This window comes from Psychrobacter sp. CAL346-MNA-CIBAN-0220, assembly GCF_040309805.1.
Lineage (GTDB): Bacteria > Pseudomonadota > Gammaproteobacteria > Pseudomonadales > Moraxellaceae > Psychrobacter.
In genome coordinates this window covers 1-255 of record NZ_JBEOPF010000503.1, presented here as the reverse complement: position 1 = coordinate 255, position 255 = coordinate 1, and the positions used below count along the sequence as shown (strand labels likewise).

The 255-nt window shown below is 39.6% G+C and carries 1 pseudogene; it reads right to left on the bottom strand.

Features of this window, described 5'->3' with window-relative positions:
- Positions 1-255 (bottom strand): annotated as a pseudogene (locus tag AAEY88_RS14555) (IS3 family transposase); the annotation flags it as partial.

Below are 255 nucleotides of genomic sequence, written 5' to 3'. Positions count from 1 at the left end.
ACACAGGCTAAATAACTCCATCCTTGATGTGATTTTATGTAGGTAATGTCACCCACCCAATGAGTGTTATAAGTCGTAGGGTTAAACTGCCGTTTAAGCAAATTGGGTGCGTAAACATGTTCGTCACCAGTGTTAGGATAGTAATGCTTTTTCTTTGGCCTAATCGCTTTTAATCCCAAATTTTTCATTACTGTAGCAATGGCGTAAACCCCGACTTTACACTCTAAATCTAATAAGTCGGCCTGTATTCGACGT